General features: G+C 55.2%; 19 protein-coding genes. 14 read left to right on the top strand and 5 right to left on the bottom strand.

Annotation, left to right across the window (positions count from 1 at the left end; genetic code table 11):
- Entirely contained in the window at window positions 1-948 is a 948-nt protein-coding gene (locus M1D91_RS16335; RefSeq protein ID WP_437430656.1) for a formate/nitrite transporter family protein, read from the bottom strand.
- Between the two features lie 308 nt (window positions 949-1,256).
- Here M1D91_RS16335 and mlaA point away from each other — a divergent pair, with 308 nt between their 5' ends.
- Window positions 1,257-2,009 carry a phospholipid-binding lipoprotein MlaA gene (gene mlaA / locus M1D91_RS16330; RefSeq protein WP_437430657.1) on the top strand — a complete coding sequence of 251 codons (753 nt, stop codon included), beginning with the start codon at window positions 1,257-1,259 and terminating at the stop codon, window positions 2,007-2,009.
- A 63-nt stretch (window positions 2,010-2,072) separates the two neighbouring features.
- On the opposite strand, the gene fadL is transcribed toward mlaA, so the two are convergent.
- Window positions 2,073-3,434: a long-chain fatty acid transporter FadL gene (gene fadL / locus M1D91_RS16325; protein ID WP_437430658.1), complete on the bottom strand. Its 1,362-nt coding sequence runs from the start codon at window positions 3,432-3,434 to the stop codon at window positions 2,073-2,075.
- A 368-nt stretch (window positions 3,435-3,802) separates the two neighbouring features.
- On the opposite strand from fadL, the gene M1D91_RS16320 reads away from it, so the two are divergent.
- From M1D91_RS16320 to sixA, 4 genes are all read left to right on the top strand, one after another.
- Complete coding sequence (locus M1D91_RS16320) at window positions 3,803-4,087, top strand: YfcZ/YiiS family protein (protein ID WP_437430659.1); 285 nt, start codon at window positions 3,803-3,805, stop codon at window positions 4,085-4,087.
- 163 nt (window positions 4,088-4,250) lie between these two features.
- A complete protein-coding gene (gene fadI, locus M1D91_RS16315) occupies window positions 4,251-5,561 on the top strand; it encodes an acetyl-CoA C-acyltransferase FadI (protein ID WP_437430660.1) in 1,311 nt (436 codons plus the stop codon).
- Window positions 5,561-7,708, top strand: coding sequence for a fatty acid oxidation complex subunit alpha FadJ (gene fadJ, locus M1D91_RS16310; RefSeq protein ID WP_437430661.1), 2,148 nt, complete (start codon window positions 5,561-5,563; stop codon window positions 7,706-7,708). The genes fadI and fadJ overlap by 1 nt, the downstream gene beginning before the upstream one ends.
- A gap of 209 nt (window positions 7,709-7,917) precedes the next feature.
- Window positions 7,918-8,403, top strand: coding sequence for a phosphohistidine phosphatase SixA (sixA, locus tag M1D91_RS16305; protein ID WP_437430662.1), 486 nt, complete (start codon window positions 7,918-7,920; stop codon window positions 8,401-8,403).
- A 62-nt stretch (window positions 8,404-8,465) separates the two neighbouring features.
- Here sixA and smrB read toward each other — a convergent pair whose 3' ends face one another.
- Window positions 8,466-9,017 (bottom strand): endonuclease SmrB, encoded by a 552-nt coding sequence (smrB, locus tag M1D91_RS16300; RefSeq protein ID WP_437430663.1) that lies wholly within the window; start codon window positions 9,015-9,017, stop codon window positions 8,466-8,468.
- A 163-nt stretch (window positions 9,018-9,180) separates the two neighbouring features.
- Between smrB and prmB the strand changes: the two genes are divergently transcribed.
- The 6 genes from prmB to M1D91_RS16270 are packed head-to-tail and all read left to right on the top strand — an operon-like array spanning window position 9,181 to window position 13,705.
- The gene (gene prmB, locus M1D91_RS16295) at window positions 9,181-10,113 is read left to right on the top strand and encodes a 50S ribosomal protein L3 N(5)-glutamine methyltransferase (protein WP_437430664.1); all 933 of its coding nucleotides are present in this window, start codon (window positions 9,181-9,183) and stop codon (window positions 10,111-10,113) included.
- Window positions 10,114-10,149: 36 nt separating this feature from the next.
- Window positions 10,150-11,235, top strand: coding sequence for a chorismate synthase (gene aroC / locus M1D91_RS16290; RefSeq protein ID WP_437430665.1), 1,086 nt, complete (start codon window positions 10,150-10,152; stop codon window positions 11,233-11,235).
- A 3-nt stretch (window positions 11,236-11,238) separates the two neighbouring features.
- Window positions 11,239-12,060, top strand: a complete 822-nt coding sequence (gene mepA / locus M1D91_RS16285) for a penicillin-insensitive murein endopeptidase (protein ID WP_437430814.1) — start codon at window positions 11,239-11,241, stop codon at window positions 12,058-12,060.
- A complete protein-coding gene (locus M1D91_RS16280; protein WP_437430666.1) occupies window positions 12,060-12,872 on the top strand; it encodes a sulfite exporter TauE/SafE family protein in 813 nt (270 codons plus the stop codon). Before mepA ends, M1D91_RS16280 begins: the two co-directional genes overlap by 1 nt.
- The gene (locus M1D91_RS16275) at window positions 12,869-13,417 is read left to right on the top strand and encodes an elongation factor P hydroxylase (protein ID WP_437430667.1); all 549 of its coding nucleotides are present in this window, start codon (window positions 12,869-12,871) and stop codon (window positions 13,415-13,417) included. Before M1D91_RS16280 ends, M1D91_RS16275 begins: the two co-directional genes overlap by 4 nt.
- Before the next feature lie 9 nt (window positions 13,418-13,426).
- Complete coding sequence (locus M1D91_RS16270) at window positions 13,427-13,705, top strand: YfcL family protein (RefSeq protein ID WP_437430668.1); 279 nt, start codon at window positions 13,427-13,429, stop codon at window positions 13,703-13,705.
- Between the two features lie 48 nt (window positions 13,706-13,753).
- Here M1D91_RS16270 and mnmC read toward each other — a convergent pair whose 3' ends face one another.
- Window positions 13,754-15,754: a bifunctional tRNA (5-methylaminomethyl-2-thiouridine)(34)-methyltransferase MnmD/FAD-dependent 5-carboxymethylaminomethyl-2-thiouridine(34) oxidoreductase MnmC gene (mnmC, locus tag M1D91_RS16265; protein ID WP_437430669.1), complete on the bottom strand. Its 2,001-nt coding sequence runs from the start codon at window positions 15,752-15,754 to the stop codon at window positions 13,754-13,756.
- 159 nt (window positions 15,755-15,913) lie between these two features.
- On the opposite strand from mnmC, the gene fabB reads away from it, so the two are divergent.
- The gene (fabB, locus tag M1D91_RS16260) at window positions 15,914-17,128 is read left to right on the top strand and encodes a beta-ketoacyl-ACP synthase I (RefSeq protein WP_437430670.1); all 1,215 of its coding nucleotides are present in this window, start codon (window positions 15,914-15,916) and stop codon (window positions 17,126-17,128) included.
- 430 nt (window positions 17,129-17,558) lie between these two features.
- A complete protein-coding gene (locus M1D91_RS16255; protein ID WP_437430671.1) occupies window positions 17,559-18,989 on the top strand; it encodes a 6-phospho-beta-glucosidase in 1,431 nt (476 codons plus the stop codon).
- A gap of 31 nt (window positions 18,990-19,020) precedes the next feature.
- Here the strand turns inward: M1D91_RS16255 and flk are convergent, their stop codons facing one another.
- Window positions 19,021-20,028, bottom strand: coding sequence for a flagella biosynthesis regulator Flk (gene flk / locus M1D91_RS16250; protein ID WP_437430815.1), 1,008 nt, complete (start codon window positions 20,026-20,028; stop codon window positions 19,021-19,023).
- Window positions 20,029-20,141: 113 nt separating this feature from the next.
- Between flk and pdxB the strand changes: the two genes are divergently transcribed.
- Window positions 20,142-21,278 carry a 4-phosphoerythronate dehydrogenase PdxB gene (gene pdxB / locus M1D91_RS16245; protein WP_437430672.1) on the top strand — a complete coding sequence of 379 codons (1,137 nt, stop codon included), beginning with the start codon at window positions 20,142-20,144 and terminating at the stop codon, window positions 21,276-21,278.
- Window positions 21,279-21,286: the final 8 nt, after the last annotated feature.

Raw genomic sequence — 21,286 nt, 5'->3', positions numbered from 1 at the left:
TCACCGTTTCGCCTCTTTTTCTGCAAATTCCTGGGGGGAGCGCTGCGCTTTTGCGTTAGCTTTGGCTTCCGCTTTGCGGGCGTTAATCATGTCATTGCGGATCTGCGCATGGCTCAGAAGGGCAAAGATAAAAGTACCGCCGCAAATGTTGCCCGCAAGGGTGGGAAGGGCGAAGGGCCAGAAAAATTCGCTCCAGTGAATCGTGCCGTTAAAGATTAAATAAAAGATCTCGACGGCACCGACCACAATATGGGTGGTATCGGCGAGGGCAATAAGCCAGGTCATCAGAATAATCACCACGATTTTTGCCGAACCGGCGGAGGGGAACATCCAGACCATGGTGGCGATTATCCAGCCGGAGATAATGGCATTGGCAAACATCTCTGCCGGGCTGTTTTTCATGACGTCCATACCAATTTTGACCAAGGCATCCCGGGTCTGTTCGTCAAAAATGGGCATATACTCGAATGCCCATGCCGCAATAGCTGTACCCACCAGATTACCCAGCAGAACCACGCTCCACAGACGCATCATCAGGCCAAAATTACCCCAGGAGGGCGTTTGCATGACGGGCAGAACGGCGGTAACGGTATTCTCGGTAAAGAGCTGCTGCCGGGCCATAATGACGATAATAAACCCGAAGGTATAGCCCAGGTTTTCCAGTAAGAAAGCCCCCGGAATGCCGTCTAACTGGACGTGAAAAATGCCCTTGGCCAGCAACGACGCCCCCATTGAGAGTCCGGCGGCAATCGCAGACCAGAATAGCGCCATCGCATCACGCTCAAGCTCCTTTTCACCATCCTGACGAATATGCTCATGAATGGCCATTGCGCGCGAGGGAAGTCTGTCCTCATCAACCTCTATCTCCTCGCCACGCTGTTTTTCATCGCTCTCCACCTTAATGTCTTCGGTTTGTTTGTCGATTTTTTCTTCCGCGACTTCGCCCATAATAACTCCACCAGAAATACTCTTATTCTTTAAGCGTAGCGGCTTTTAGGCGCTCGTCGGGGCAGCTCATTCTTAATTTATGTTTAACGGCAAGGATGGCGATAACTCAGCCGTAAATTTTATATAGCATGGTGGGGAAACGCCGCGGCAAACTGCGACTATGCTCAATGGTGGGATGCCCGTTTCGTAGACATCACAAGGTGTACTGATACAATGCGTTACATGTTAATGACGCAAACCGCATTGCGTTGCGTTTGCGTGCACATGGATGGCGTTTCGCCAATGCCATTTTCTCCAGGGAGACCTCTATGAAATTTCGCCTGTCAGCGCTCGCGCTGGCCTCAACCGTGCTGGCTGGCTGTGCCAGTTCTGGGGATCAGCAGGGACGTTCAGACCCACTTGAAGGGTTCAACCGTACCATGTACAGCTTCAACTTCAACGTGCTGGATCCCTATGTTCTGCGCCCCGTTGCGGTTGCCTGGCGTGATTATGTGCCACAACCGGCAAGAAACGGGCTGAGCAATTTCACCAGCAACCTTGAAGAACCCGCCATCATGGTTAACTACTTCCTGCAGGGCGATCCCTACCAGGGCATGGTGCACTTTACGCGCTTCTTCCTGAACACCCTGCTGGGGATGGGCGGCCTGATGGATGTCGCCGGGTTATCGAACCCGAAACTGCAACGGGTTGAACCGCACCGCTTTGGTAGCACACTCGGTCATTATGGCGTGGGTTATGGCCCTTACGTGCAGTTGCCGTTCTATGGCAGTTTCACGCTACGTGAAGACGGCGGCGATATGGCCGATACGCTCTATCCGGTGCTCTCCTGGCTCACATGGCCGTTGTCAGTCGGCAAATGGACAGTGCAGGGGATCGAGTCACGTGCGCAACTGCTGGACTCTGATGGCCTGCTGCGTCAGTCTTCCGATCCTTACATTCTGGTGCGTGAAGCCTACTTCCAGCGCCACGACTTTATCGCCAACGGTGGTAAGCTTAAGCCGGATGAAAATCCAAATGCGAAAGCCATTGAGGGCGATTTGAAAGATATCGACTCTGAATAACGTCTTTCGGAGCAACAAAAAAGGTGAGCACCAGGGCTCACCTTTTTTTATGCCTGCAAGAAATCAGAAGGCGTAGTTAAAGTTCGCACCGTACAGCCATGCACGACCTTCAGATTTGAAGGTATAGGGGCCTTCGGTGAACTCCACTTTCTGACCGTGCATATAAGAGACGCCCAGGTCTACAGAAGCATCTTTGTTGAAGGCGTAAGTGGTCCCTGCGCTCAGCCAGAAACGGTCCTGATCCGGAATGGAGATAGAACGTTTTTCTGCTGGCACCGGGCTGTCATCGAAGGCAATACCGGAACGGAAGGTCCAGTTATCGTCCATGTAGTAGGTCGTACCCAGCGCGATACGGTAAGAGTCTTTAAAGCCTTCGTCTTTTCTGAAGAGCGTCTGGCCGTTGCTGTTGGTGGCTTTGAGTTCCTGGAACTGACTCCAGCTGGTGTACGCCAGGCTGTAGTGAATTGCCCATTGTGGTGCAACACGGTTATAACCGGACACTTCCCACATCTCAGGCAGGTTCAGGGTCAGCGCACCGCCGGTAGTTTGACCGCCGGTGCCGTATGGCAGACCCAGCCCCAGCGCGGCATTGACCGGATTCAGCGTTGCTGGCAGGTTGCTCTTATAATCGCCATCAAAGTCGACTTTAATTTCAGAACGGTAGGTCAGGCTGTAGCGGTTGTCTTTATCCAGTTCATACAGGATACCGGCGTTCCAGCCGAAGCCCCACTCATCACCTTTCAGGTAAGCGATTTGGGTATCACGGCTGATGCCGCCTGCCTGCGAGCCAATGGCTGCGGCCTGAGCAGGTGAGAGGCGGCCCGCGCGCACCAGTGCCGGGATATTGGCACCGATGATTTGTGGCAGGTCACCCGCGTAACGCTCCAGCTTCGCTTTGGCATACACGGCATCAAAGCCCAGACCGAAGCTCCAGTGATTATCCAGACGATAGGCACCGCTGAGGTTCAGGTTCATGGTTTCAAGGTCAGTTTTACCGCCCATTGAACCTGCCGCGTAACTGTCGTTGAATTCTGTTGCCAGACCGTAGTTAGAGGTCAGTGAAGCCCCCCAACCAAACTGATCGTTGATAGGCGCTACGAAATGCAGGTTAGGTACCCACGCTGTTGGCGCGATATTGTCCTGACTGGCATTGTTGCCAATCACGGAGCGACCGGTCACGTTTACATCGGGATCAACGAAAATAGCACCGCCCGAGAAAGTCGGACGATCAAACATCATGATCAACGCAGGGTTACGGCTAACGTTACCTGCATCATCAGCAATAGCACCTTCGCCTGAATAAGCACGGCCAAGGCCAGAAGAAGAAAATTCGTTGAGCTGGAAGCCTGCTGACCAGGCTTGGGAAGAGACGATTGCCACTGCAACAGCGAGAGCAGACTTGGTAAACAGGGTTTTCTGGCTCATGACCAAAACCTCATCAATTATATTTATTTAAACTATGTTACATAGCGTAACAGGGGCGCAAGTGTAGGGTCTGCGGTACATCTTGGAAATCAGACCAGTGGCGAGAGTATAGGTCTGACCAGCGCAAATGTTGCAAGCTTGTATATAGGATTTTTCAAATGTGATCATCGAAACGGGATCTGCGTGGCAAAATTGTGGGCAGACAGAATAAGCAGATCGGATGAAAATTGTTTTAGATCATTTTTAAGTGTGATTTCGGTCACTTAAAGGCATTAAACCCATTATCAACTGGAGAGGTGTCGGGCAGGGGGGGTAAAATATGCACAACGTTATCTGGCACCTTGGGTGCGAATTCAGAGGAAATCACCATGAGTAAATGCAGTGCTGATGAAACCCCGGTTTGCTGTTGTATGGATGTTGGCACCATTATGGACAACACTGACTGCACCGCCTCTTACAGCCGGGTTTTTGCCAACCGTGCCGAAGCGGAAGAGACCCTGGCAGCCCTGACCGCAAAAGCGCGTGGAGTGGAATCCGATCCTTGCACTATCACTTCTACCTTTACTGAAGAAGCGCAGGGCGTCCGTCTGGACATCGACTTTGTCTTTGCCTGCGAAGCTGAGACCCTGATTTTCCAGCTGGGCCTGCGTTAAATCCTGCCAACGCTTCCGCGTCCTGCGGGAGCGTTATTCTCAATAATCTCTGTGGCTTAGCTCCCATTTTTTCTCCCCCCTGATTGGCTAAATGTAAAAAAATAGTTAAGACTGTTATCAGGTCAGACCACTTTACGGGTCACGCTGTTAACAGGGGAGTGTTATGAGTCAGGCATTACCGCTTGTCACCCGCCAGGGGGACCGCATCGCTATTGTCAGTGGATTGCGCACACCGTTTGCCCGACAGGCTACGGCCTTCCACGGTGTTCCTGCTATTGAACTTGGCAAATTGGTGGTGGGAGAGCTGCTTGCTCGCAGCGAAATCCCCCCGGACGTCATTGAGCAACTGGTTTTTGGCCAGGTGGTACAGATGCCTGAGGCACCAAATATTGCCCGTGAAATCGTGCTGGGAACCGGCATGAATGTGCATACTGATGCCTATAGCGTGAGCCGTGCCTGCGCCACCAGCTTCCAGGCAGTCGCCAATGTTGCTGAAAGCCTGATGGCGGGCACCATCCGGGCCGGTATTGCCGGTGGGGCGGACTCCTCTTCCGTCCTGCCTATTGGCGTCAGCAAAAAACTGGCCCGTACGCTGGTGGATGCCAATAAAGCCCGTACCCTGAGTCAGAAACTGAAACTTTTCTCGCACCTGCGGTTAAAAGATTTGCTGCCCGTTCCTCCGGCTGTCGCTGAATACTCGACGGGCCTGCGTATGGGGGACACCGCCGAACAGATGGCAAAAAGCTACGCGATTACCCGTGAGGAGCAGGATGCGCTGGCCCACCGTTCCCATCAGTTTGCTGCCCGTGCATGGGCTGAAGGCAAACTCAGTGAAGAGGTGATGACCGCCTATACCCCTCCCTATCGTGAACCCCTTGTCCAGGATAATAACGTGCGCCAGAATTCGAGCCTTGCGGATTACGCGAAGCTGCGCCCGGCGTTTGACCGCAGGCACGGCACCGTGACCGCCGCCAACAGCACGCCCCTCACCGACGGTGCCGCGGCAGTTATCCTGATGACGGAATCCCGCGCCCGTGAACTGGGGCTTAAACCGCTGGGCTATCTGCGCAGCTACGCCTTTACCGCCATTGATGTTCAGCAGGACATGTTGCTCGGTCCCGCCTGGGCCACGCCGCTTGCGCTGGACAGAGCAGGACTGACGCTTGCGGATCTCACTCTGCTTGATATGCATGAAGCCTTTGCCGCCCAGACGCTGACCAACCTGAAACTGATGGCAAGCGACCGCTTTTCCCGTGATGTGCTGGGGCGTTCTCAGGCGACAGGGGAGGTGGATGAGAGCAAATTTAACGTGCTGGGTGGCTCTATCGCTTACGGCCACCCGTTCGCCGCCACGGGCGCGCGCATGATCACGCAAACCCTGAATGAACTTCGCCGGCGCGGCGGAGGTTTTGGCCTGGTCACCGCCTGCGCGGCGGGTGGACTGGGTGCGGCCATGGTACTGGAGGCTGAATAATGGAAATGAACCCGGCATTTACCCTGACCATTCGCCCGGACTTTGTGGCTGTTGTCACCATCGATGTGCCCGGCGAGAAAATGAATACCCTGAAGGCGGAGTTTGGCAGTCAGGTACGCGTCGTGCTTAAGCAAATTCGTGAAAACAAAAATCTGCGTGGCGTCGTGTTTATCTCCGGCAAGCCCGACAACTTTATCGCCGGGGCGGACATTAACATGATAGACCGCTGCCAGAGCGCTAAAGAGGCGGAAGAGCTTGCCCGTCAGGGGCAACAGATCATGGCGGAGATCCACGGCTTATCGATCCCGGCCGTCGCGGCGATCAACGGCCCTTGCCTCGGCGGCGGTCTTGAACTGGCGCTGGCCTGCCATCGCCGCATCTGTACTGACTCCCCGAAAACCGTGCTCGGGTTGCCGGAAGTGCAACTGGGGCTGCTGCCAGGTTCGGGCGGAACACAGCGTTTACCGCGGCTGATTGGGGTGAGTGGGGCGCTGGAGATGATCCTGACCGGGAAGCAGCTACGCCCGCGCCAGGCGCTGAAGGCCGGGCTGGTGGATGAAGTCGTTCCGGCCTCTGTTTTACTGGAAGCCGCCGCAAAACTTGCCCTCCAGGGACGACCAGCAAGTCGTCATCTTCCGGTACGTGAACGCGTACTGGCCGGGCCGCTGGGTCGGGCGATACTGTTTCGCATGGTGGGCAAAAAAACAGAACAAAAAACCCAGGGGAACTACCCGGCGACGTCGCGCATTCTCAACGTTATTGAAACCGGACTGAGTCAGGGGAGCAGCAGCGGCTATGACGCCGAAGCCCGGGCGTTTGGGCAACTGGCGATGACGCCACAATCGCGCGCTCTGCGTCATATTTTCTTTGCCAGCACCGAGGTGAAAAAGGATCCGGGTAGCGCGGTGGAAGCGGGCCCGTTACGCAGCGTCGGTATTCTCGGTGGTGGACTGATGGGCGGCGGCATTGCTTACGTCACTGCGGCGAAAGGCGGTCTGCCGGTTCGCATAAAAGATATTAACCCGAAGGGTATTAACCACGCCCTGCAATATAGTTGGCAGCTGCTTGATAAAAAGGTGCGTCGTCGCCATCTCAGACCTGCAGAGCGGGATGCGCAGATGTCGCGTATTTCCGGTACTACGGACTACCGTGGCTTCTCGCATCGGGATGTGGTGATCGAAGCGGTGTTCGAGGATCTGGCGCTTAAGCAGCAGATGGTTGGCGAGATTGAAACGCAGTGTGGCCCGCAGACGATTTTTGCCTCGAATACGTCATCGTTGCCCATCGCCGACATTGCCGCCCGTGCAGCCCGTCCTGAGCAGGTTATCGGATTACATTTTTTCAGTCCGGTAGAGAAGATGCCGCTGGTGGAAGTGATTCCTCACGCCGGAACATCCGCACAGACCATTTCGACGGTGGTCAAACTGGCGAAGAAGCAGGGCAAAACGCCGATTGTCGTGGCAGACAAAGCCGGGTTCTACGTCAACCGTATCCTCGCGCCTTACATGAGTGAAGCGATGCGTCTGCTCAGTGAAGGCGAGCGCATCGAGCAGATTGATAAAGCTTTAGTGAAGTTTGGTTTTCCGGTCGGCCCTGTCCAGCTTCTGGATGAAGTGGGGATCGACACCGGCACGAAAATTATTCCCGTCCTTGAGGCGGCTTATGGTGAACGATTCAGTGCGCCTGCAAGCGTCGTTTCAGCGATTTTGAATGACGATCGCAAAGGCAGAAAAAATGGTCGCGGTTTCTATCTTTACGCAAAGAAAGGGCGTAAAAGCAACAAACAGCCTGACCCGGCAATTTACCCGCTTATCGGGGCGTCAGGCCCGGGCAACTCGTCCGCGCAGAGCATGGCCGAACGCTGCGTGATGATGATGCTTAACGAGGCCGCACGCTGCCATGCCGAGAAGGTCATTCGCAGTCCGCGGGATGGTGATATCGGCGCGGTATTCGGCATCGGCTTTCCCCCTTTCCTGGGAGGCCCGTTCCGCTATATGGATACCCTTGGAGCGGGTGAAGTGGTGGCCACGCTTCAGCGCCTGGCAGGGCAGTATGGGGAGCGTTTCACCCCTTGTCAGCATTTGTTACAAATGGCTGAACAGGGCGAAACTTTTTGGGGCCACAAAGAAACTGATTTTGTAAGTTAAGGTCAAAAAAGGGTAAATCCGGATCTGAATGACATTGTCGTGGTCAATTAGTAAACAGTGATTGACTATACTTACGGCATTAGGGTAAAAGACTGCGTTTCATTCAGTGAATGGATAAGGCACAATGCCCGGCCATTGATAATTTTCGTCGTAATGGAACTGTTTCACGCGGGAATATCAATGCTTCTGGTTAACAAAAGCGGTGCAATATGCAAGTTTTCATCATGCGTCACGGCGATGCAGCCCTCGATGCAGCCAGCGACGCTGTTCGTCCCTTAACCCCGTGTGGTTGTGACGAATCGCGCCAAATGGCAACCTGGTTGAAAGGCCAAAAAGTGGATGTCGACCGTGTTCTGGTCAGCCCGTTCCTGCGTGCTGAGCAAACACTCAAAGAGGTAGGCGGCTGTATGAACCTGCCTGACAGCGTGGATGTTCTGCCGGAACTGACTCCGTGTGGTGATATTGGTCTGGTTAGCGCCTATCTGCAGGCTCTCGCCAGTGAAGGAACCGCATCCGTGCTGGTGATCTCTCACCTGCCGCTGGTGGGTTATCTGGTGTCCGAGCTCTGTCCTGGAGAAGCACCGCCCATGTTCACCACCTCCGCCATTGCCAGCGTTACGCTGGATGAAGACGGTAAAGGTGTGTTTAACTGGCAAATGAGTCCCTGCAACCTGAAGATGGCTAAAGCCATCTGACTCGCCGGACCGTGAAAAGAGCCGCCTTCAAGGGCGGCTTTTTTATTGCTGGTCGGTCCCACTCAGGGAAGTTCGGGGGGCTGCCACTCTTCAACTTCAATCAACACCAGCACGGCGGCGTCGCCGCCATACTCTTTTGGTGCCTGGTGAAAGGCCATCACATGTGGATGTTGCGCCAGCCATAACGGTGTTTGCTGCTTCAGTATATGTTTTCCGTGGCCGTGCATCACGCAGGCACAGAACACATGTTCGCGGCGGCAGGCGGCAATCAGCGCCCCCAGCTCCTGTTTGGCCTGCATCTGGGTCAGGCCGTGCAAATCTAAAAACAGCTCGGGTGAGTAATCCCCACGGCGGAGCTTTTTCAGCTCAAAGTGGCTGACGTCATCACGAACGTATTTCACCGGCCCCTCTGTATTAATGAGCGGCTGGAATTCATCAGAAAAATAGTGGCTGTTGTCGGCCTGCTCCTGCAGCAGCCGTTTCACCGGGACTTCGCTGACCTTCTTGCGCGTGGGCGGATGCACGACCGTATCCTGCTTGAGTTTACGGGTGCCGCTCATCAGCTGGCGGAAAAGCGCCTGTTCCTCCTCGCTGAGCGATGCTTTCTTTTTCATCTGTTCATCTCATCTCTTATTTCTTTTAGTTTACCCGACTCGGCCTGCGCTTTTCAGCAAAATGCATTTTTACGCCCGCAGTGTAAGCGTCAATGCTGATTTATCGCCGTCTTCATGGCAAACTAGCCGCCGAATTTACAAAGAGCATGTCCTGGGGGATAAAGTGGATAAAATTTTCGTTGATGAAGCAGTGAATGAACTGCATACCATTCAGGACATGTTGCGCTGGTCGGTCAGCCGATTTAGCGCGGCAAATATCTGGTACGGCCACGGCACCGACAACCCGTGGGATGAAGCGGTCCAACTGGTACTGCCGACCCTCTACCTGCCGCTGGATATCCCGGAAGAGATGCGCAATGCCCGCCTGACCTCCAGCGAGCGCCACCGTATTGTTGAGCGCGTGATTCGTCGCGTCAACGAGCGTATCCCGGTGGCCTACCTCACCAATAAAGCCTGGTTCTGTGGTCACGAATTTTACGTCGATGAACGCGTACTGGTGCCGCGCTCGCCAATTGGTGAACTTATCAATAACCGTTTCGCCGGGCTTATTGATGGGCAACCGCAGCACATTCTGGATATGTGCACCGGCAGCGGCTGCATTGCGATTGCCTGCGCCTATGCGTTCCCGGAGGCAGAAGTGGATGCCGTGGATATCTCTCCGGATGCCCTGGCGGTAACTGAGCACAATATCGAAGAGCACGGTCTGATTCATCACGTGACCCCCATCCGTTCCGATCTGTTCCGCGACCTGCCAAAAGTGCAGTACGATTTGATTGTGACCAACCCGCCGTATGTCGACGAAGAAGATATGGACGATTTGCCGTCTGAATATCGCCACGAACCGGAGCTGGGTCTGGCCTCCGGCAGTGATGGCCTGAAGCTGACGCGTCGCATCCTCGGCTGCGCGCCGGAGTACCTCACCGACAACGGCGTTCTGATTTGTGAAGTGGGCAACAGCATGGTACATCTGATGGACCAGTACCCGGATGTGCCGTTCACCTGGCTTGAATTTGACAACGGCGGTGACGGTGTCTTTATGCTGACCAAAGCGCAACTTCTTGCCGCCCGTGAACATTTCAGCATTTATAAAGATTAAGCAAACGCTCAACAACAGCAAAATAACGGAGCCGTGATGGCAGGAAATACAATTGGACAACTGTTTCGCGTCACCACCTTCGGCGAGTCTCATGGTATCGCGCTGGGCTGCATCGTCGACGGTGTGCCGCCGGGCATCCCACTGACTGAAGCTGATCTTCAGCATGACCTTGACCGTCGTCGTCCTGGCACCTCTCGCTACACCACGCAGCGTCGCGAGCCGGACCAGGTAAAAATACTCTCAGGCGTATTTGAAGGGGTGACCACCGGCACCAGTATCGGCCTGTTAATTGAAAACACCGATCAGCGCTCGCAGGATTACAGTGCGATTAAAGACGTGTTCCGCCCCGGACATGCCGATTACACCTATGAACAAAAATATGGCCTGCGCGACTACCGTGGCGGCGGCCGCTCTTCCGCCCGTGAAACCGCAATGCGTGTGGCAGCAGGCGCCATTGCCAAGAAATTTCTTGCGCATAAATTTGGCATCGTCATCCGCGGCTGTCTGACCCAGATGGGGGACATTCCCCTGGCGATAGCGGACTGGGAGCAGGTCGAACAGAACCCGTTCTTCTGCCCGGATCCGGGCAAAATCGAGGCGCTGGACGAGCTGATGCGCAGCCTGAAAAAAGAGGGTGACTCTATCGGCGCGAAAGTGACTGTGGTCGCCGATGGTGTGCCCGCAGGCCTTGGTGAGCCGGTCTTTGACCGTCTGGATGCTGACATTGCGCACGCCATGATGAGCATCAATGCGGTAAAAGGGGTGGAGATAGGTGACGGCTTTGGCGTGGTCAACCTGCGCGGCAGTCAGAACCGTGACGAAATCACCCAGCAAGGTTTTCAGAGTAACCACGCGGGCGGCATTCTGGGCGGCATCAGCAGCGGGCAGCAAATCGTGGCCACGATGGCGTTGAAACCGACCTCCAGCATTACTGTTCCGGGGCAGACCATCAACCGTTTCGGCGAAGAAGTAGAGATGATAACCAAAGGGCGTCATGACCCGTGCGTTGGCATCCGCGCTGTACCTATTGCCGAAGCCATGCTCGCTATCGTCCTGATGGATCATTTTATGCGCCAGCGTGCGCAGAATGGCGATGTGACGACCACTATTCCTCGCTGGTAAATGATGAAAAAAACAGCCCTCGCCCTGCTGGCGCTTGTTGCTAGCCTAACCTGCCAGGCGGCAACGCCCTGGCAGAAAATCACCCATCCCATCCCTGGTACGCCGCAGTCCATTGGGGCATTTTCTAATGGCTGCATCGTCGGTGCTGACGCGCTGCCGTTGCAGTCAGACACCTATCAGGTGATGCGCACCGATCAGCGGCGCTATTTCGGCCACCCGGACCTGATCTTGTTTATTCAGCGTCTTGGTAACCAGGTGCACAATCTTGGCCTCGGCACCATGCTGATTGGCGATATGGGGATGCCGGCGGGCGGGCGTTTTAACGGCGGGCACGCGAGCCACCAGTCGGGCCTCGACGTCGATATCTTTTTGCAGCTGCCGAAAACCCGCTGGACGTCGGCCCAGTTGCTGAAACCCCAGGCGCTGGATTTAGTTTCCCGCAGCGGCAAAGCCGTGGTACCCGCCTTGTGGAAGCCGGAAATCAGCAGCATGATCAAGCTGGCGGCGAAGGATAACGACGTCACGCGTATTTTCGTTAACCCGGCGATTAAGCAGCAGCTCTGCCTGGACGCGGGAACGGATCGCGACTGGCTGCGTAAAGTTCGCCCATGGTTCCAGCACCGTGCCCATATGCATGTGCGTCTGCGCTGCCCGGCGGATAGCCTGGAGTGTGAAGATCAGGCGCTGCCTCCCCCAGGCGATGGCTGTGGCGCAGAACTTCAGAGCTGGTTTGAACCCGCGAAACCATCAACGACGCCGGGGAAAACCACGCCACCACCGTTGCCTCCTTCCTGTCAGGCGCTACTGGACGAACACGTATTGTAATGGACGCTTTCCTGGACATGTTTATGGTGTCGCCGCTGATGCTGGCGGTGCTTTTTTTCGTGGCTTTACTCGCGGGTTTTATCGATGCCCTGGCGGGTGGTGGCGGACTTTTAACGGTACCCGCGCTGCTGGCTGCGGGTATGACGCCAGCCCAGGCGCTGGCAACCAACAAGCTTCAGGCCTGCGGCGGTTCGTTCTCATCCATGATCTACTTTGTGCGCCGCAAAGTGGTCAATCTGGCCGATCAAAAGCTCAATATTCTGATGACCTTTATTGGTTCCACCAGCGGCGCGTTGCTGGTGCAGTACGTAAAATCAGACATATTGCGACAGATCCTGCCTGTTCTTGTCATCTGCATTGGTCTCTACTTTTTGCTGATGCCAAAGCTGGGTGAAGAGGACAGGCAGCGTCGCCTTCATGGCCTGCCGTTTGCCCTGATAGCAGGCGGATGCGTCGGTTTTTATGATGGTTTCTTTGGGCCTGGCGCCGGGTCGTTTTACGCGCTCGCGTTTGTGACGCTTGCCGGTTTTAATCTGGCGAAGTCTACCGCCCATGCCAAAGTGCTGAATGCCACCTCCAATTTGGGTGGGCTTTTACTGTTCATCATTGGCGGCAAAGTTATCTGGGCAACCGGGTTTGTGATGCTTGTCGGTCAGTTTCTTGGCGCACGCATGGGCTCCCGTCTGGTACTCAGTAAAGGGCAGAAACTCATCCGGCCGATGATTGTCATTGTCTCGGCGGTGATGAGTGCAAAATTACTTTTTGATAGTCACGGGCAGGAGATCCTCCAGTTTCTGGGGATGGGTGCATGAATACAACGCATAACTACGAACAATTAATTACTCTTTTTGACGGCTGCTTTGCCGACGACTTTAATACCCGCCTGATTAAAGGCGATGACGAACCGGTTTACCTTCCGGCAGATGAGCAGACACCCTATCACCGCATTGTGTTTGCCCACGGGTTTTATGCCAGCGCACTGCATGAGATTTCCCACTGGTGCATCGCGGGTAAAGCACGTCGCGAACAGGTGGATTTTGGCTACTGGTACTGCCCGGACGGTCGCGATGAAAAGACCCAGTGTCAGTTTGAAGACGTTGAGGTAAAACCGCAGGCTTTTGACTGGCTCTTCTGCGTGGCGGCGGGTTATCCGTTTAACGTCAGCTGCGACAACCTGGAAGGGGATTTCGAGCCGGATCGCATTGTTTTCCAGCGCCGCGTGCATGCGCAGGTCATGGAATATCTCGAAAAGGGCATCCCTGAACGCCCGGCGCGCTTTATTAAGGCGCTGCAAAATTATTACCACACGCCTGAACTGAAGGCGGAACACTTCCCGTGGCCGGAAGATCTTAACTGAGGAAAAACGATGATCGCAGAATTTGAAACCCGCATCCTGGCGTTGATTGATGACATGGTAGAGCACGCCAGTGACGATGAGCTGTTTGCAGGCGGTTATCTGCGCGGTCACCTGACGCTCGCCGTGGCTGAACTGGAAAGCGGTGACGATCACTCTGAACAGGCGCTGCATGAGAAAGTCAGCCTGAGTCTGGAAAAAGCGATTCAGGCGGGTGAACTCTCACCGCCGGATCAGGTGCTGGTGCTGGGTATGTGGGACAGGTTGTTCCAGAAAGCGCAGGCAAACTAAGGGTGTGGTATTCGCCCTCTCCCGGTGGGAAAGGGCGACATAGTCTGTTTACTTCACTAACCTGCCTTTCAGTAACTTCCGCACCCAAAGCCGATTTGGGTTGATGGCCGCGAGGGTATCTCTGTCCAGCGGCAGCGGCTCTTCACTCATCTGGGATGCCAGCAGCTCAGCCGCCAGCGGCGCGCTGCACAAACCGCGCGAACCCAGAGCAGCGATGATAAAGAGTCCGGGGTAAACCGGGGCGCTGACCGCCTCAGCCTGATGCCCCATCAGGTCAGCGTACGCATGCAGGGTAGCATCGTAATCGGCTACGTTCCCCACAAGAGGCAGGTGATCGCGGGTAGCACAACGCACACCCACCCGCGCTTCGCCATCGCTGACATCCACATCCGTCGCCCATGTTGCCTGCGGGAGGCAGTCCAGCAGACGCTGGCGATTATGCTGTTGATCTTCTTCGCTGTAAGCAACATCACGCTGACCCCGATGGTAGCTTGCGCCTATGCAGTGGTGCTGGTTAGCCGGATTCTGCGGTGTCAGATAGCCGTCATAACAGAGCACCTGGCGTAACTGGCTGAGGGCCGGAGTGGTCGGAATGTGGCTGACCTGACCGCCCACCGGGTAGACCGGCAGTTTTCCCGTTTGCGCAAAATCGCTGACCTGATGGCCGTTCGCCAGGACAACAGACTCATGCTGACGTACGCTCCCCTCCTGCAGAGTCAACGCCCAGCCAGCCGCAGTTTGCGTCAGGTTTTTCACGTCATGACGATAGTGAACGCGCAGCCCCTGCTGTTGCGCGAAGGCCAGCGCCGCAGAGGTCAGATCTGCCGGGCACAGCCAGCCGCCTGCCGGGTAGTGAATGCCGCCGCAGTCGGTTTGCACGCCTGTGCGCTCTAACACCTGCTCAGCGTCCACCGCGTGTGCAATAGCATCCGGCAGATTGAGGGCCAGCATCTGCGCGATTTTGTGCTGACTTTTTTCGTCATACGCCAGTTGGGTGACGCCGCACCAGTCGTGATCGAAGGTAAGCGGAAGGGAATCATACAGGCGGCGGGCGAAGGTAAAGGCCGCCGGGAAGAACTGACATAATGCCGGGTCGTGAGCGCTTAACAGCGGATAGAGCGCGCCCTGACGATTGCCGGAGGCACCCTGCGCGGGAGCATCATCGGCACAATAGAGAGTGACCTGCCAGCCACGTCGCAGCAGTGCCAGCGAGAGCAGCGCGCTGGCGACGCCGCCGCCGATAAGAGCGACCTCCCGCTTATTCGTTCCGCTACGGGCAAACCAGGGGGCGCGCAGGGAAGGGGAGGGGCTGTTTTCCATCACGCCAGTGAGCATTTCACGCTTGCGGCCAAAGCCTTTGCTTTTTTTCATGGTAAAGCCGGCGTCCTGCAATCCCCGTCTTACAAAACCCGCGGAGGTAAAGGTCGCAAGCGTACCGCCAGGCCTCGCCAGACGAGCCATTGCGGCAAAGAGCGTCGGCGTCCACATGTCCGGGTTTTTCGCCGGTGCAAAGCCGTCAAGGAACCAGGCGTCGACCTGCTGATTCAGAGAGTCGTCCAGTTTATCGGTCAGTTCATTGATGTCGCCAAACCACAGATCCAGCGTTACGCGCCCCTCATCTAACAGCAGACGATGGCAGCCTGCCAGCGGAAGCGGCCATTGCGCCTGTAGCTGAACGGCCCACGGAGCCAGCTCGGGCCAGTGCTGGTGCGCGAGGGTGAGATCAGAGCGGGTTAAGGGGAATTTTTCGAAACTGATGAAATGTAATCTTTCCAGGGTAGCCTGTGGATGCGCGGCGCGAAAAGCGTCAAAGGCCTGCCAGAGGGTCAGAAAGTTAAGCCCCGTGCCAAAGCCGCTCTCGGCCACGATAAACAACGGGCGTGAATGTTCAGGAAAGCGGGTGGCTAAAGCATTGCCGCCGAGAAACACATAGCGGGTCTCTTCCAGCCCGTTGTCGTTGGAGAAATAGACGTCGTCAAAATCTCGGGAAACAGGTGTACCCTCAGCGTTGAACGTCAGGTTGGCAGATTGTATAGCGGTTTGTTTCACGTAAGTTACTCGTCGGACAGGCAGTGGCACGATCTTAACCATGCGGGCGTTCAGGCGCAAATTTACCCATTAATTGTCTGATCGGACTTGTTCGGCGTACAAGTGTACGCTATCTTGCGACTCGAAACTTAAAATTAGTGCGACTTACAGGGGTATTGAATGAAACGTGCAGTGATTACTGGCTTGGGCATCGTTTCCAGCATCGGTAACAACCAGCAGGAAGTCCTGGCATCTCTGCGTGAAGGACGCTCAGGGATCACTTTCTCCCAGGAGTTTCAGGACTCCGGTATGCGTAGCCACGTATGGGGTAATGTCAAACTGGACACCACGGGTCTCATCGATCGTAAAGTGGTCCGTTTCATGAACGATGCCTCCATTTATGCTTTTCTCTCCATGCAGGAAGCTATCGCAGACGCCGGCCTGAGCGCTGAGGTTTACCAGAACAACCCGCGTGTGGGTCTGATTGCAGGCTCCGGTGGCTCTTCCAAAGCACAGGTCTTTGGTGCTGACGCCATGCGCAGCCCACGCGGTCTGAAAGCGGTCGGCCCTTATGTGGTGACCAAAGCGATGGGCTCCGCAGTTTCCGCGTGTCTCGCGACCCCGTTCAAAATTCACGGCGTTAACTACTCCATCAGCTCCGCTTGCGCGACGTCCGCTCACTGTATTGGTAACGCGGTAGAGCAGATTCAGCTGGGCAAACAGGACATCGTGTTTGCTGGCGGCGGCGAAGAGCTGGGCTGGGAGATGGCCTGTGAGTTCGACGCGATGGGTGCGCTCTCCACCAAATACAACGAAACGCCTGAAAAAGCGTCCCGCACCTATGATGCAAGCCGTGACGGTTTCGTCATCGCGGGCGGTGGCGGTATGGTGGTGGTTGAAGAGCTGGAACATGCGCTGGCCCGTGGCGCGCACATCTACGCTGAGATTGTTGGCTATGGCGCAACCTCTGATGGTGCCGACATGGTTGCTCCCTCCGGTGAAGGCGCGGTGCGCTGCATGAAGATGGCGATGCACGGTGTGGATACGCCAATCGACTACCTGAACTCTCACGGCACTTCTACGCCGGTAGGCGACGTGAAAGAGCTGGGTGCGATCCGCGAAGTGTTCGGTGACAACAGCCCGGCAATCTCTGCGACCAAAGCGATGACCGGTCACTCCTTGGGTGCGGCTGGCGTTCAGGAAGCTATCTACTCCCTGCTGATGCTGGAACACGGCTTTATCGCCCCGAGCATTAACGTTGAACAGCTGGATGAGCAGGCTGCTGGCCTGAACATTGTAACCCAGCCGACTGAGGCGACACTGAACACCGTGATGTCCAACAGCTTCGGTTTCGGCGGCACCAACGCGACGCTGGTGATGCGTAAACTGAACTGATCAACTGTGACGCAGTGAAAAGGGAGCCAACTGGCTCCCTTTTTTATGCCTCTTTTTTGCTGTTGCCAGCGCAAACGCGTCGTCCCGCAACATGCTCACCTGCTGAGGCTGTTTGCTGTCCGTCTGGACTTAACGCCGCAACGGTTCATGCCCGTTGAGGTATTATCCCAACGCTAATGTATTTTGATAATAAAGGTATATATGTCTTTCCTGTGCAATGTGGCATAACAGGACAGTGTCATCTTTTTATATTTATTTTATTTAAAAAATACGCGCCAGCACACAGAAAAAACATCACGTTTTATTGATGTGACATATTCCAGCGATATAATTTTTTGCATCGTTTCTATTCAATATAAGGACTGTTATAGTCAGGCTTCGCTATATTTTCGACTTTTACTGACACCACTAAAAGAGTAAGGAGAAAGGCATGGCAGGATTCAAAGCGGATTTTCTGTGGGGCGGCGCGGTCGCGGCACATCAGCTTGAAGGTGGATGGAAAGAAGGGGGGAAAGGTATCAGCGTTGCGGACGTGATGACTGCCGGCGCACATGGCGTACCTCGTGAAATTACCGATGGCGTCATCGCGGGAAAAAATTACCCTAACCATGAAGCTATCGACTTCTACCATCGCTATCCCGAAGATATTAAGCTTTTTGCGGAAATGGGGTTTAAATGTTTTCGCACCTCCATTGCCTGGACCCGTATTTTCCCTAAGGGTGATGAGCTGGAGCCAAATGAAGCTGGCCTGCAATTTTATGACGATCTCTTTGATGAGTGCCTGAAATATAATATTGAACCCGTCATTACGCTCTCCCATTTTGAAATGCCTTACCATCTGGTCACGGAATATGGTGGCTGGCGTAATCGTAAGCTTATCGAATTCTTTGTGCGTTTTGCGAACGTTGTCTTCACCCGATATAAAACCAAGGTGAAATACTGGATGACGTTTAATGAAATTAATAACCAGGCAAATTATCACGAAGATTTTGCCCCCTTTACCAACTCCGGCCTGAAATACGCTGAAGGGGAAAACCGTGAGCCGGTCATGTACCAGGCGGCGCATTATGAGCTGGTCGCCAGCGCCCTGGCGGTGGAAGCTGGCCACGCCATTAACCCTGATTTTCAGATTGGCTGCATGATAGCCATGTGCCCGATTTACCCGCTCACCTGCGATCCGGACGACATGATGATGTCCGTTGCCGCGATGCATCGTCGCTACTGGTTTACTGACGTACACGTGCGCGGTTATTACCCTCGTCACATCCTTAACTATTTCGAACGCAAAGGTTTTGACCTCGATATCACCGAAGAAGATCTGCAGATACTCAAACGTGGTTGTGTGGATTACATTGGCTTTAGTTATTACATGTCTTTTGCCACCAAAGCGAGCGCCGATAATCCGCAGCTGGATTATGACGAAACCAAAAGCTTGGTGAAAAATCCCTATGTGAAAGCGTCAGACTGGGGATGGCAGATTGACCCGGTGGGCCTGCGTTACTCCCTGAACTATTTCTACGATCTCTATCAGTTGCCGCTGTTTATTGTAGAAAATGGCTTTGGCGCTATCGATCAGAAAGAGAGTGATGGTTCGGTCAACGATCAGTACCGTATCGAATACATGCAAAACCACCTGCGTGAAATGAAGAAAGCGGTCGTGGAAGACGGCGTGGAGTTAATGGGCTACACGCCCTGGGGTTGTATTGATCTGGTGTCAGCGGGCACCGGTGAGATGAAAAAACGCTACGGCTTTATCTATGTTGATAAAGATAATGATGGTAACGGGACGCTCGAACGCAGCCGTAAAAAATCATTTAACTGGTATAAAGAGACCATTCGCAATAACGGCAGTGACCTGTAACAACCGAACCCCTCCGCCTGGAGGGGTTTTTTCAGATAACTATCCAGAGCAGGGCAAAGGCGACCAGCAGCGCGACCAGCAGCAGCCCCGGGCGAGCGGAAAGGTGCTTCACACTCTCTATGACGGGCGCAAAGAGCGGGTTGTAAATAGGCTTAACATCACGCGCTTCCGGTATACCCTGCGAACGCTCAGCACGACGCAGGAAGACCTGATTGAGGATGTCCTGCACCTGGGCTGTAGTCAGTACCGTCTGCGGCGTCACCTGCCACAGCTTCTGGGCATAGTCGTTCATGTTCTGCCATTCCGTATCATCTAACGGCTGCTTGAGCGCCGCCTGCACGGTATGCAGCGTTGGGGCTGTCTGTACGCTTAATGTCTGACGCGCCTGCAGCCATGTCATCAGCGGCGCAAAATGTTTCGCCGGGATCAGCTCGCCCGTTTTCACACCCGAGAGCTCCAGCATCGACTGCCAGATAAGTTTCCCGGGTTCGCCCGTTGCTGCCGCAAGTTTTGTCACCGCCTGATTGAGCGAGTTGTGCTCCGCCGGCAGGAGGGGGCGATCGGTCGCCGGACGTTGCTGAGGCTGAGGGATCGAAATCTGGTTATTCTGTAATAGCGTCAGCACGGTTTTGAGCTGCTGAGGCGTTAACTGGCTCAGTGCAGTCTGACCAAACTCGCGGCGAATAAAATCACTCACGGCCTGTCGGTTGTTGCCCTGGCTTAAAAGTTCGGTCAGCTGAGAAACCACCTGGCGGGTGGTGTGATTCTGCGAGGCGGTATCCAGGCGCTGATTGAGATTTTGTTCAGCCGCCGGAAAATGACGCGACTGCAGCGGGGCATCATTTTTCAGACCCAGATCGTGCTTCACCCCTGCCCAGACTTCTGCACTTTGCTGTTGCGTGAGCGCCACCAGGCGGGTAATCAGTCTTTCCAGCACAGTCCGTTGAAGCGTGGTGAGCGGTTGCTCGCCGGCAACGTTACTGGTGGGGGTCGGGTCTTGCCCTGGAGGGCGCGCGGGCGCTCCCTGAATGGGTTGCATCATGAAAATCCTCTGGGTCTCGCTCGTCGTGACGCGGCATTGCGGGTATGCCTGGCGGCGAGATTATGGCACACTTGATGGCTGAATTCCCGTATTCAAACAGGTCCTGTAACGTGAAAATCCTTGTTGATGAAAATATGCCTTATGCCAGCGAATTATTCTGTCGCCTGGGGGAGGTAAAAGCCGTGCCAGGGCGCCCCATTCCGGTTGCTGAACTGGCGGATGCAGAAGCGCTGATGGTGCGCTCAGTCACGAAGGTCAACGAAACGCTGCTTACCAGCACGGGCATCAAATTTGTTGGAACGGCGACTGCCGGCACCGATCATGTTGATGAGGCCTGGCTTGCGCAGGCGGGGATCGCGTTTTCAGCCGCGCCAGGTTGTAATGCCATTGCGGTGGTGGAGTATGTCTTCTCGTCCCTGCTGATGCTGGCCGAACGCGACGGGTTTTCCCTGCGCGACCGCACCGTTGGCATTGTTGGCGCAGGCAATGTCGGCAGTCGTCTGCAGGCGCGGCTTGAGGCCTGGGGCGTTCGCACGCTGCTTTGCGATCCGCCACGCGCCGATCGGGGAGAGGAGGGCGACTTCCGCTCACTGGAGGAGTTGGTCGGCGAGGCAGATGTGCTCACCTTCCATACGCCGCTGTTTAAAGAGGGCCCTTACAAAAGTTTGCATCTGGCCGATGACGCCCTGATTCAGCGCCTGAAGCCCGGTGCGATCCTCATCAACGCCTGTCGTGGGCCGGTGGTGGACAATGCCGCGCTGCTGCGCTGCCTTGAGGCGGGTCAACAACTGAGCGTGGTGCTGGACGTGTGGGAGCCGGAACCGGATCTCAACGTCGCCCTGCTGGAAAAAGCGGATATTGGCACCGCACACATCGCCGGTTACACCCTTGAAGGCAAAGCGCGTGGTACCACCCAGGTGTTTGAGGCATTCAGCGAGTTTATTGGTCAACGTCAGCAGGTCGCGCTGTCGACCCTTTTACCGGCCCCGGAGTTTGGCCGCATAACCCTGCACGGCCCGCTCGATGAGTCCGCTCTGAAAAGACTGGTTCATTTGGTGTATGATGTGCGCCGCGACGATGCGCTGCTGAGAAAAGTGGCAGCCGTGCCGGGCGAGTTTGATAAGCTGCGTAAACATTATCGTGAGCGCCGGGAGTGGTCATCACTGTTAGTACAGTGCGACGATGCTCATGGCGCCGATCTTCTGCAAAAGCTGGGTTTCAACGCGGTTTATCAACCAACCCGCTAATGTCTTCT

It is taken from the genome of Enterobacter sp. SA197 (assembly GCF_054131575.1).
The sequence above is the reverse complement of the archived record's forward strand: the minus strand, read 5'-3'. Positions and strand labels throughout refer to the sequence as shown.